Annotated in this window: 7 protein-coding genes; 5 read left to right on the forward strand and 2 right to left on the reverse strand. The window is 62.0% G+C overall.

Annotation, left to right across the window (positions count from 1 at the left end; genetic code table 11):
- Positions 1 to 336: 336 nt before the first annotated feature.
- The 5 genes from BV071_RS06155 (at position 337) to BV071_RS06175 (ending at position 10632) form a co-directional block, all read left to right on the forward strand.
- A complete protein-coding gene (locus tag BV071_RS06155; protein WP_035603476.1) occupies positions 337 to 1179 on the forward strand; it encodes an LPXTG cell wall anchor domain-containing protein in 843 nt (280 codons plus the stop codon).
- 114 nt (positions 1180 to 1293) lie between these two features.
- The gene (locus tag BV071_RS06160; RefSeq protein ID WP_035603479.1) at positions 1294 to 2049 is read left to right on the forward strand and encodes a hypothetical protein; all 756 of its coding nucleotides are present in this window, start codon (positions 1294 to 1296) and stop codon (positions 2047 to 2049) included.
- Between the two features lie 405 nt (positions 2050 to 2454).
- Entirely contained in the window at positions 2455 to 3219 is a 765-nt protein-coding gene (locus tag BV071_RS06165; RefSeq protein WP_035603482.1) for a hypothetical protein, read from the forward strand.
- Between the two features lie 132 nt (positions 3220 to 3351).
- A complete protein-coding gene (locus tag BV071_RS06170) occupies positions 3352 to 4242 on the forward strand; it encodes a hypothetical protein (protein WP_265594126.1) in 891 nt (296 codons plus the stop codon).
- Between the two features lie 537 nt (positions 4243 to 4779).
- Positions 4780 to 10632 carry a non-ribosomal peptide synthetase gene (locus BV071_RS06175; RefSeq protein ID WP_035603489.1) on the forward strand — a complete coding sequence of 1951 codons (5853 nt, stop codon included), beginning with the start codon at positions 4780 to 4782 and terminating at the stop codon, positions 10630 to 10632.
- Between the two features lie 7 nt (positions 10633 to 10639).
- Here BV071_RS06175 and BV071_RS06180 read toward each other — a convergent pair whose 3' ends face one another.
- A complete protein-coding gene (locus BV071_RS06180) occupies positions 10640 to 11755 on the reverse strand; it encodes a hypothetical protein (protein WP_265594127.1) in 1116 nt (371 codons plus the stop codon).
- A gap of 42 nt (positions 11756 to 11797) precedes the next feature.
- Positions 11798 to 12940, reverse strand: a complete 1143-nt coding sequence (locus tag BV071_RS06185) for a hypothetical protein (protein ID WP_035603494.1) — start codon at positions 12938 to 12940, stop codon at positions 11798 to 11800.
- Positions 12941 to 13005 lie beyond the last annotated feature (65 nt).

Consider the following 13005-nt stretch of genomic DNA (forward strand, 5'->3'; position numbering starts at 1 on the left):
CGCAGCAATTGATGGTTTTTGGGAGGAAATACCCAAAAGGAGCGAGCCGGGGCCAAGGCATGCCCCAAGCAAGCCCCTCACTGAAGAAAACGGCGTGCTATGCCGCCGGTTTCAAGCAGGTCCCGATCGAAATTGGGGGCTTTCCACTGCCGGGTGCCTGGCCTTCCGGCAAGCGGGAGGTGGGAAGAAAGCGAACTCCGCCTACACTGACTTCCGGAATAACAGTTCTTGCTTCCCTAGATTCCGCATCTCACAGAAGCCGACCCAAGTCATCTTGGTTTCGAATTTCAGATTATATCGAATGTCACCCTATGATGGCGCCCACATTTGGGACAAATGAAACGCAAGAGCAGGTCTGGCAAAATAGTGGGTCAGAATCCGGCGAGGGATTTTTTGCAACACCTGGAAATTAGAACGATGGCCAAGTTTTCCAAGATCATCCTTTTCTTCATCACCATCCAAGCAGCTATAGGCAGCCCAATCGCAGATCTGAGCAATGACGATCTGCTCAAGGGGCTCAACGGGTGGCAGGTGGGTTATAGTGAAGAGGCACTCCGAACCGAACTCAACGGAGAAAACGCTGCCAATCTCGTGAAAAGATGCATGGAAGACGAAGGCCTACGAAAAACACTTACCGCATTTCCTGAATACATCACCGACCAAGCTCTAAAGGACGAGGTGATAGAGTTCGTTCTGACAGAGCCACGAGTTTGGTTGGCCGACGAAATCACCCATCCGGACAAATACGCTTGGATGCAGGCCGATTATTTCGCGAGCAATGGTCTCCGTGAGGCTTTCCGACTCGAAGAAAATGCTCCCGAGCTTTCACAACTGCAGAAAGCACTCATGGCAAAATCGTCCCGAGTGCTGATTGCAAATCTCCACCACGACCTAACCAGCCTGAGCGAAGGGGAGAGAATTCGCGGTACGCCTGAAATGAACGCCGCAGTCGAAGATCTGCGCCAGATTCTTGCGGGAGCAAAGCCTTCAAAGCTGGCGAGCCGGAAAGAAGCCCAATCCAATTCTGCGATCAGTTCTCCAAATCCGTCCAGTAGCCCATCCCCCGGACAAAGCGAAACTGGCCACGCAGGCGGAAGGAGCATGGTCTGGATCTCCGCCGCTTCGGCGCTGCTGCTGGGAATCGCGGGGTTCTTCGCTTTCCGGAGGAAGGCGGCGTGACCGAGGTCATTCCTTAAGCCTTGCAAAGGTGGAACCGGCATCGCTCAGGATGCGGTCGAATTCAAAATCCAAGGACTGACCCCATTGACCTTTCCGATACCGCCCAGTTAAGCGATGAATTCATACATTTTATTCATATACCTAGTTGTAGGCACGATAAATCCAGCATTTGGCGGAGCAGTCGGTGAACTTAGCGCCGACGCTCTTGCTGAGGCATTAAATGGAGGACGAGTGGAGGGATACAGCCAAGCGGCGTTAGAGTCCGAGCTAGGAGGTGCGGAAGCCCGCCGATTGGTCGAAAAATGCGAGGGGGATGACCGACTACGGCAGTTCTTGGTATTTTTTCCCGAGCATATTACTGATAACACCCTCAAAGATGAGGTAATTGGAGTCATCCTGAGCGAACCCCGAGTTTGGTTGGCGGATGAAAAGTCTAACCCAATGGACAAGGCACCGTGGATGCAATCCAACCATTTCGCCAATCACGGCCTCCGCGAGGCATTCTTCCTTGGTGAGAATGCCCCCGAAATCGCGGGGATTCGGGATTCTCTACTCAAGAGGTCCACTCGACTGCAAATTAGCAATTTGTTCAGACGTGTGACCCGATTGGCCCCCGACCAACGTACCCAAGACTCTTCAGAAATGAAGGCAGCGGTTGAAGATTTACGACAGATTCCAGCGGGCCGTGAACCCTCCAACTTGGCACCCCGGGCGAGCGCCCATTCAACCTCGCCAAGCGTCGCCTCCCCTGAGCGAGGAGAGGCCACCCATGAGGGGAAGCGCGGTATTGTTTGGATTCCAGTTGTTTCCGCAGTGCTCCTCGCCGTTGCCGGGTTCTTTGCGTTTCGACGGAAGTCGGCGAAGGCGTGAGGATTCCTTCCAGCCCATCCGCCGGCCCTCCGGGACGGGAGGTCGTCGGGGTGGCCGGGTCCGGTGGTTCCGCTGCGCTCCACCGACCGGCTAATGTCCGACGCGCCTCCGGCGTTGGGGAGGCTGGTGATTTCAAGCCGCTGGGGTGGGATTCGGGAGGATTGCTAGGCGAGGTGGGAGTTTTGAGGTGCTTCACGGCAACAGGGTTGCCTGCCGAAAGCGGCAACAGGGTTGCACGCAGTCCAAGGCGGCGGTGCCGCAGTAGAAGGTTGTGGCGGAATGGTAGGGTGATTCGGTTGGGGATTGCGCGGAGGAGGAGGCGTGGCGGTTTTTGGGGTGGATCCGATCTGCCGGGAATGAAATTTCAGAATTCAAGGACTGACCCCTTTCTTAGAAAACCAAGCAATGAAAGCTCATATCATATCAATTTTAACCCTGACGATCATCTCAAGCCGCGGCGGATCCATTTCCGAGTTGAGCAACGACGCCCTATTTGAAGCCTTCAACGGCCGCCAAGTGGAAGGCTACAGCGCGGAGGCGCTTCACGCCGAGCTAGGTGGGCGGGAGGCGGCTCGCCTTGTGGAAAAGTGCATCGAAGACGAGCGGCTTCGGAAATCGCTGGTCGTATTTCCCGAACATATCACCGATCCAGCACTAAAGGACAAAGTGATGGAGTATATTTTGGAAGAGCCCGGTGTCTGGCTGGCAGACGAGGACCCGGAATCAATATCGCAGGCTCCTTCGATGCAGGCTCGCTATTTCGCCAATAACGGCCTCCGCGAGACCTTCCTTCTTGAGGAAGGCTCCCCCGAGTTACCGGAACTTTCGAAGGCGCTGCTCAAGAAGTCGACGCGGCTTCTGATTGCGAATCTCTACCATGACGTGTCCGGTTTGGCCGCCGATGAGAGGAAGAAAGATTCGCGGGAGATGAAGGCTGCGGTCGAGGACTTGCGCCAGATTCTTGCGGGAGCAACGCCTTCAAAGCTGGCGAGCCGGAAAGAAGCCCAATCCAATTCTGCGATCAGTTCTTCAAATCCGCCCAGTAGCCCGTCCGCCGGACAAAGCGAGACTGGCCACGCAGTGGGGAGGAGCGTGGCTTGGATCTCTGCTGCTTTGGTGCTGCTGTTGGGAATCGCAGGGTTCTTCGCTTTCCGGAGGAAGGCGGCGTGACCGGGGTCATTCCTTAAGCCTTGCAGAGGTGGAAGCGGCATCGCTCAGGATGCGGTCGAATTCAAAATTCAAGGACTGACCCCATTGACCTTTCCGATACCGCTCAGTTAAGCAATGAATTCATCCGTTCTCATGGCATCATTTTGCGCCGGATTTCTACTTATTCTTGCGACAGGCCCGGCATTGGCCCTGCCGCCAAAAAACGCCGACCTTTTGACACAATCGCCAGAAGAGATCGTTAGGAATTACGGTGCGCATTTTTCTGGAAGTGAGCCAAACGAAGTAGCTTTCGAATTCCGTGCCGCAGTTGCCCGAGACCCACGAATGCGCGAATGGCTTCGGGATTACTTGGCCAAGGAGCCAATTCTGGAAGATCCTCTTCGTGAAGAGGCAATCGGCTTTGCGAGCACTCTTCCCGCTGAATGGTCGCTAAGATTGCTTGTGGACCTTACCTACGATAATCGGCATGTGAAGTCGTTGAAATATGACTACGACAGTCCTGAATTCAAAAAGATGGTCCGAGACGTCGAAGCTGCCGCCGAAGCAAAAAGGCCCGATGAAAAAAATGGGGCGGGAGTCATTGATGAGCCAGGAATAGGAGAATTTTATCAGCAGATCGGTCTTACGGGGAGAAACAACGATGATCGGGCTAAAGCATCGCTGCTCTTGGCGAACCTAGTGGGAGCTCCGAGAATGAGTGGAGTGGACGAAGTGGTCGAATGGCTGCGAAAGTCAGCACAACGGAACCGTCTTCCGCAGATCGTCAAAGCCACTTGGGGAGAGCGGGCGGTGCTCAATGCTGACATCGGCCTAGGCCCCGACAATAAGCCTTTGGCGGAAAGCAAGACGGCGGCAATCGGATCACGTCCCGCAAAGAACTGGACGCCGTCTGCAACTTCCGCTGCGGAAGCGAAAGGCACGACGGAGAAAGGAAAGGTGCTTCCGCTGTGGATCGCCGGGATTTCATTGGTGATTCTCGCCGTGGCGGGGTTCTTTGCGTTTCGGCGCAAGGCAAACGCGTGAGGATTACTTCCAGCCCATCCGCCGGCCCTCCGGGACGGCAGGTGTTTGGGTGGCCGGGTCCGGTGGTTCCGCTGCGCTCCACCAACCGGCGAATCTCCGACGCGCCTCCGGCGCTGTGGAGGCTGGTGATTTCAGGCCGCTGGGATGGGATTCGGGAGGGATTGCTGGGCGAGGTGGGAGTTTTGAGGTGCTTCACGGCAACAGGGTTGCTTGCCGAAAGCGGCAACAGGGTTGCACGCAGTCCAAGGCGGCGGTGCCGCAGTAGAAGGGTGTGGCGGAATGGGAGGGTGATTCGGTTGGGGATAGCGTGGAGGAGGAGGCGTGGCGGTCTCTGGGGTGGATCCGCCCTGCCGGACGGCGCAGCCGGTCCGCTACGGGTGGAGCAACTCAGGCGGAACTGGCGCAGAATCCGCTTCCTATGAGGCCGCAAATCCCCCGTGATCGCGTACCCAGCCGGGGATTGTCGGCATAGGTCCTTTCCCCTAAGTTCCAGCATCCGCCGGTTTGACTGACCGGCAGCGGATTCCCCCATCCGAGATGACTCCTCCCGTCGCCGCTTCCTTGGAGCGCCCTGCCATTCCGGCCGGTTGCGCGCTGACGGGTGTGCTTGATCACCGGGCGGCGATGGATCCGGATGCGCTGGCCTACCGTTTCCTGCCGGATGGTGAGGAGCGCGAGCTGAACCTGACGATCGGCGAGCTGGCGCGGGATGCGCGGGCGGTGGCCGGCGGGCTCTTGAAAAAGGGCGCGGGTGGCAAGCCGGTGCTGTTGATGGAGTCGCCGGGGCTGGCTTTCATCACCGGTCTCTTCGCGTGCTGGTATGCGGGGGCGATCGCGGTGCCAGCCTATCCGCCGCGGGGCAACCGCCACCGCCAGCGGCTGGAAGCGATCCTGCGCGACTCCGGTGCGACGCTGGCGCTGGGTGAGCAGCCGCAGCACGCAATCTCCGATCTCCGGATTCTCGATACCGCGGAGCTATCGACCATCGGCAAGCCGCATGAGGGACCGGCGAAGGAGGGCCATCATCCCTGCCTGCTGCAGTATACCTCCGGCTCCACGGCGGAGCCGAAGGGAGTGATGATCCATCACCGCAACCTGCGGCATCACTCGAGCGCGCTGCTGGCGAACATCGAGGGCCTGGACATCCGCCGCGGGCTGAGCTGGCTGCCGCCCTATCATGACATGGGGCTGGTGCTGAAGATCCTCTTCGCGCTGGAGGCGGGATTTTCGCTGACGATGTTTTCGCCGGACCACTTCGTGCAGCGGCCGGTGCGCTGGCTGCGGGCGATCAGCAACTACTGCGCGGAATTCAGCGGCGGCCCGAACTTCGCCTTCGAGATGTGCCTGCGCTCGATCCGCGATGAGGAGCTGGAGGGCCTGGATCTTTCTTGCTGGAAGGCGGCGCCCTGCGGGGCGGAGCGGATCCAGGTGGAGACGCTGCAGCGCTTCACGCGGCGCTTCGCGCCCTATGGCTTCAAGCCCGAGGCGTTTCTGCCCGGCTATGGTCTGGCGGAGGCGACGCTCACGGTGAGCGCGTGCCGTGCGGGTGCGCTCCAAAGGATTTCCCACCACCCGCAGGCCGGACGTCATGTGTCCTGCGGTCCGGCGCTGGATGGCTTGGAGATCCGTATCGCCGATCCGGAAAGCGGCGACACGCTACCGGTAGGGCAGGTCGGCGAGATCCGGGTGAAGGGTCCCTGTGTTTCATCCGGCTACTGGAATCAACCTGAGGGGACGGCCTCGTCCTTCGATGAGGATGGCGAGCTGCACACCGGCGACCGTGGCTATCTGGAGAATGACGAGCTGCACGTGGTCGGCCGGATCAAGGACCTGATCATCCTGGATGGCACGAATGTGGCGCCGGAAGATGTGGAGTCCACCTTGATCGCCTATCCGGAAATCACTGCGGCGGCAGCGGTCGCGGCGGACACCAGCAGTGGCGAAGGCGTGGCGCTGGTGCTGGAATGCGCGCGGCTGCCGCGCGAGAAGCTCCACGTGCTGTGCTCGGCGATCCGGCGGCGGGTGGCGGATCTGTTAGAGATTCCGGTTCACCGCATTCTCTTCGTCCGCAACCTGACGCTGCCGCGCACCACCAGCGGCAAGATCCGCCGCAATGCGACGCGCGAGGCGCTGGCTGCGAAAACGCTCGCGGTAATCTATGATGAAGCGACGGCGTCGCACGCCCGGCATCTTCCAGTTGGACCGATCCTGGAATGCGTGCTCGATGCGGTGCGTGAGGCAACCGGTCGCGACGGGGCGCGGGCGGAGGATGACTTGATCGCCTTTGGGATGAGTTCGATCGAGGCCACGCGTTTGTCCGCCCTGCTGCGGGCGGCCACCGGGGTCGAGCTGAGTCACTCGGATCTTTTCACGTCGCCGTCCTTCGCGCACCTCGCGGCGACGGTCGAGAGCAAGGCGGAGGAGACTTCACCGCCGCCGCAAATCGTGCCGGGCTCCGGGGCTCTCGCGGGTTTGCTCACGCATTCGCAGGAGCGGATGTGGTTCCTGCACGAACTGGAACCGCAGAGCGCGGCTTATCACGTCTTCGGCGCGCTGGAGATGGATGGGCCGCTGAATCTCTCCGCGCTGGAGAAGGCCTATGCGAGGATCCTGGATCACCATACGATCCTGCGCAGCCGCCACATCGCGCGGAATGGCGAGCCGACGGTGTGGATCGACGATTCCCCGCCGCCGCCGATCGAGCGCACGCGGGCCCATGGCAAGGAAGCGCTGGAGGGCACGCTCAAGACCTTCGCGTTACGGCCCTTCGATCTGGCCGATGGCTCGCCGATCCGCGCGCTGCTGGTGGAGTGCGGCAAGAACCGTCAGGTCTTCTCGCTCTGCGCGCACCACATCGCGGCGGATGGATGGTCTGTTAGAGTGCTGGTCCGCGATCTGGCGGCCTGCTATGCCGCCTATGCCCAGGGCTTGGAGCCGAATCCGCCGCCCGAGGCGCCTGACTATCTCGACTACGCGGCGTGGCACCGTTCATGGATCGACAGCGGCGCTGCGAACGCGCGGATCGCCTACTGGAAGGAGCGGCTGGCCGGGCACTCCGGGGTGATGGAGCTCGCGACCGACTTCCCCCGCCCTGCCAAGCCATCCTCCGTGGGTGGTGCGGTGGAGCGGACGGTGCCGGCCTCGCTAGCGCTGCGGGTGGCAGAGCTGGCAAAGTCGCGGCGCGCGACGCCCTTCATGGTGCAGCTCGCGGCCTTCCTGCTGATGCTGCGCCGCCACGGTGCCGACGATGATCCGACGATCGCGGTGCCGGTGGCCAACCGCAACCATGCCGCCGCGGGTAATCTGGTGGGCACGCTGGTGAATACCCTGCCCTTCCGCCTGACGCTGGATCCGGAGGAGAGCTTCGTGAATCTGTTAGACCGGGTGCGGGAGGCTTCCTTCGAGATGCAGGCGGCGCAGGATGCGCCCTTCGAGCGGATCATCGAGGCGGTGCGGCCGGAACGTGCGCGCGATCGTGCGCCGCTGGCGCAGGTGATGTTCGACCACCAGGAGCTGCCGATCACGGAGACTTGGCATGGCGGGCTGCGCTGCCGGCCCTTCCTGGCGCATCGCGGGGCGGTGCAGTTTGATCTGAGCTTGATGGTCTTCGTGCTGAGCGACCGGCATCAGGTGGTGCTGGAATACCGGTCCGATCTTTTCCGTGAGGAGACCGCGGCGGCGATGCTTGGCCGCTATCTCGCCACGCTTGAACAGGTCTGCCGCGATCCAGAGAGAGCGGTGGCGCGGATCGATAGCTTGGCCGAGACTGACCGCTGGCGTTTGATCTCGACCGGTCAGGGTGCCTTCCGACCCGCTTTCCCGACCAAGACCGCGCCGGGCCTGATCGCGGCGAGCACCACCCGCTGCCGCGAGCGGGCCGCCGTGCGCTGTGGATCGGAATTCCTGACTTACGGCGATCTCGACCGGCAAGCAGCGGCGCTGGCGGGAAGCCTGGCAGAGAGAGGTGTGCGACCGGGCGACCGGGTGGCGCTGATGCTCGAGCGCAACCTGCTGCTGCCGGTGGCTATGCTGGCGGTGTGGAAGGCCGGTGCGACTTACGTGCCACTAGATGCGGCGAATCCGCCCGAGCGCCTGGCGCTGGTGCTGGAGGATCAATTTCCGCTGCACGTGCTGGTCTCGCCGTCCCTTGAGGAACGGCTGCCGGAAAATACGGCATGCATCGTACTTCAGCCGGCGATGGCGGAGGATATGACGCACACGCGGCGGGTGTTGCCGCAGACGGCGGATGCGGCTTATATCATCTATACCTCCGGCTCCACCGGCAAGCCGAAGGGCGTGGTGGTCTCCCACGGGGCGCTGGCAAACTTCCTGCTCTCGATGGCGGAGGAGCCGGGCTTCCACGATGGGGAAACCCTGCTCGCGGTCACGACGGTATCCTTCGACATCTCCGCGCTGGAGATCTTCCTGCCGCTGATCAGCGGAGGCACGGTGGATCTGGTCACCAGCAAGACGGCGCGTGATCCAGTGGCGCTGCTGGCGCGGATCGAGGACAATCGTCCGGACACGATGCAAGCCACTCCGGCAACCTGGCGGATGCTGATGGACGCTGGCTGGAAAGGCTCGCCGCGCATGAAGATCCTCTGCGGTGGCGAAGCGATGGACTTGCCGCTGGCCAAGCGCCTGGTGCGACTTGGTCGGGAGGCATGGAATCTCTACGGGCCTACCGAGACCACGGTGTGGTCGACTATTTGGAAGATTCCTGACGACCCGCAGCACATCAGCATCGGCCAGCCGATTGCCAATACCGGGATCCACATCGCCGCGGAGGATGGCACGCCGATGCCGCCGGGTGTGCCGGGCGAGCTGCTGATTTCCGGTGCGGGTCTGGCCGATTGCTACTGGCAGAAGCCCGATCTAACAGCAGAGCGCTTCATCAACCCGGCAGGCATGGTTTCGCCTTTCGGCTCGCGGCTCTACCGCACCGGTGACCTCGCGCGCTGGCAACCGGATGGCAGCCTGGAGTGCCTCGGCCGCTCCGATGGGCAGATCAAGGTGCGCGGCTTCCGTGTCGAGCTGGGCGAGATCGATGCCGCTTTGCTCTCTTACATGGCGGTGGCGGAAGCCGCGGCGGTACTCACGCCGGAAGGACGTTTGGTCGCATGGTATCGGCCGGTCTCGGCGGTTTTCGATCCCGCGGAACTCACAGCCCACCTGCGCGAGCGCCTGCCGGACTACATGGTGCCGTCGCCCTTGGTGGCGATCGAGCGCATGCCGCTGACCGCAAGCGGCAAGATTGACCGCAAGGCCCTGGCCAGCCGCGAGCTGCCGGAATTCAAGGGTGCCTCTGCAGCCACCGGCGGCGGGGGTGGCGCGTATGGCCTCGAAGAGGAACTGGCCGACATTTGGGGCGATGTGCTCGATTGCCGAGGCGTCGGGGTGAACGATGATTTCTTCGCTCTCGGCGGCCATTCCTTGCTCGCCGCCCGCTTGGTATCGGAAGTCACGCGGCGCATCGGCGTGACCATCCCGCTCGACTGGCTCTTCGACCGTCCGACGCCTGCGGGGATGGCCGAGCACATCCGCCGCCATGCCGCGCCGGACCTCGCGCAGCCGCGGGTGATCCGTCTCAGCGAAGGCCATCTGGGCAAGCCGCTGTTCTGGATCCACACGCTGGTCGATGGCGGCATGGGCTTGCTGCCCTACCGTGAGACCGCGCGTCTGCTGGACGGACGGGCAGTGTCCTACGGCATCGCCGAGGGAACCCGGACCTTTGGTTTCATCAGTGAGATGGCCCGTGCCCATATCGAGAAGATCCGCGCGGTCAAGCCGCACGGTCCCTATCGCCTCGCCGGCTTCTGCTTCGGCGGAAACGTGGCTGCGGAGATCGCCTGGCAGCTCACGCTAGCGGGCGAGGAAGTGGAACTGCTGGTGCTGTTAGAGACCACGCCACCCGGTTTCCGGCCATCATCGCTGCAGTGGCTCAATCCTGCCACCTGGTGGCGGGTCGCCACGCGCTTCCCTTCGCGGCTGCGCAGCCTGCTGGCCCGCGACTGCGCTGGCGCGATGCGCCGCCTCAAGATGAAGCAGCGCGCAGCAGCCCAGGGCGTGAACTGCATGGTCAAGTCCCAGCGCCGCACAATCCCAGACATCCGCAGCGTGCTCGACATTGAGATGTTGGACGAGGCTTCGCAGGCGCGAGCCACGCGGCACTGGGAAGCCCTGCACGTCCATACCCCGCGCTTGCCGGAAGTCGGCCGCCTGGTGCTGATCCGGGCCAAGGACGAGGGCTGGGTGCCGCGTGATCGCAAGCTCGGCTGGAAGACCAAGCAGCCGGTCGAGACGCATGCTGTGCCGGGAAGGCACGAGGAGTTCCTCCGCTGTCACTCCGCCAAGGATGTGGCGGAGGTGATGCGGAAGGTGCTGATATGAGAGGTCCTCACTGATGATCTTCGCCAACCCGCCATGGTGCGTCGGTGGGCTGGGTCTTCAACCATGCGATGGCTGACTCTGGATCGCGTTCCATCCAACTCATGACCGGCATGATCGCAGGATGAATGCGATCCGTATCCGCCGAATACGGCAACAGAGTGGCCCAGCGGGTGGTCTCCGCAGGATCCTCATAGGCGAGCGTGCGGAACAGTTCGCCCAGCTCAGCATAGTCGCGGCCCGGGTCAGCGGCGTGTTTGGTGAGCCAGGTTTTTGCCTCCTCAGAGCTTTCGAGGCCGATTCGCTTCGCCGCCGCGGTCCATGCCGCTGGCCGCAGCGCGGGTGAAATGCCCTCGTAAATGGCCGCGGCGCTTTGTTCCTTACCGGCCAGGCTGGCGAGATCGAAGTAGTCATCAAGGCAGGCCTTTGCCGTCGCGTCACCGCTTGGGAATTTGAGGATCGCCGTTTCCAATTGCTTGAGGTTGCCATTGGCATTTTCCCTGATGGCGAGCGCGGCGGCGGCGGCTTCGAGCGGGGCTTTGCCGGACTTCTTCGCCCATGCGAGTGCGGCGGCGGCATCCGTCTCAAGCCAGCCGGTCATCATGTTGCGGGCGTCGGTCGGGGACTTGCCACGTGAATTCTCGTCGAAGTGTGCCAAGCCGCCCTCGGGATCCACTCGTCCCCACTGCTTCCAAAGACTCTTCCAAACTTCAGGGGCCTGGCTATTCCCCTGATCCTGTATCCCGCCGAGGATTGCCGTGGCTTTTTGAATTTCATCCTTGGTCAGCACGGAGATCAGACCGCAGAGCATCGCCTCCTGATTCCCATAGTCACCCACCATGGCACCGTTGGCCAGCAGCTCCAGCCGTTCTTCGGGGCTGAGACTCGCGGCACTCCGGGCGGAGAACTCCTTACTACATGCGGCGTACTTCCCCAGCGCCTGAACCGCGGCCAACGCGGCGGCATCCCGGGGAGCAGGCCTCTGTTCGGATTTCGCAGGATCTACGGGAGCACGAGCTGCGGCAGACCCCGTCTCTGAGACCGGCGCCGGTTGAGCCCAGTGCCCGGCCACATACGCGACCACTCCGGCACAGGCTGCCAGAACAAGAGTAGTGGATAGCTTCATAGCGACGGTATCCGAAATCGCAGACAGGAATGCCGTGGCTCTCTACTGGCGGCCCTTGAATGCAGTGACCCAGGGAGCATCCGCCGGTTGAGTGCGCAGCCAGGCTTCGGCTGCCTCCGGATCCGTCCCAAGCCACCGCTGGACCGCCATGACCCCCGGGTGGGGTAGCGTGCCAACCTCGTCGCTCCGTGGGGCCGCCAATTCAATCGCCCACTTGGCTGTTCCTGCTGGATCATTTCCGGCAGACTCCATGACCACCCGGAGAGTTGCCCGCGCGTCGTAGCCCGGATCCTTCCCATGCTCTTTGAGCCAAGCGCCCGCCGCGCTGGGATCGGAGTAAGCAAGGCGCTCCAGCACCGCGGGCCACGCCGCCGCCCGCAATGCAGGGTCGAGTTGCTCATAGACGGCGGACACCTGCGGCTTGTCTCCCGTGGAGATCGCCAAATCCAAGTAGTCCCCGAAGCAGGCTTGGAGTGTTAGCTTGTCGCCTTTGATGGCGAGCATCGACGACTCCATCTGCTTGAGATCGCCGTTGGCACTGCTGGTGATGGCAAAGGCCGCACCGGTTGCTTCGCGGAGATTGTCCTTGGCTTGGCCCGCCCATGCCATCGCCGCTTCCGGATGAGCCTCAAGCCAGCCTGCCATCCAACAGCGGTAATCGTTCGGCGTATTCAAGCCATCCAGGCCGTTCCACCCCGGATAGGGTGTCCCCTTCTTCGACAAAGACAGGCAAGCCTCCGCATTGACCCGGCCCCATTGGGTCCAGAGGGTGTTCCATACCTCTTGCGACCAGTTGTTACCCCGGCGCTGCGCGTCCAGCAGGGTCTTGGTGGACTCCAGCAATTCGTTTTCGTTCATCGCGGAGATCAGTCCGCAGAGGATGTCGGCCTGCTTCTCGGGATCCGCCAAGAGCGCCGCCTTTTTGAGGAGTGCGATCCTTTCTTCGGAACTAAGTTGAGCCGCTTTCTCCGTCGTCAGAACATCGGTCCCGACCCGTGGCTTCACCGCTACCCGGGGATCCGTGGTCGCCCGAGTCGGGGCCTTCGCTTCCCGCCCAGCCGGGGAACTCTGCGACGAGGCGCCACTGGTTGCGTGCCCCGCCGACTCGACCGGCTTCCCCCGCCCCATCAAGAATGCAGCCACGCCAATCAGGGCGACGAAGATGAGAGCTAAAGGGGTTTTCATAAAAAGGGATCAATCTAACACCACTGACTACAACTGGTCGATTCCTCTATTTGGGATCAGGAGAT

It is taken from the genome of Haloferula sp. BvORR071, from assembly GCF_000739615.1.
Taxonomy (GTDB): Bacteria; Verrucomicrobiota; Verrucomicrobiia; order Verrucomicrobiales; family Akkermansiaceae; genus Haloferula.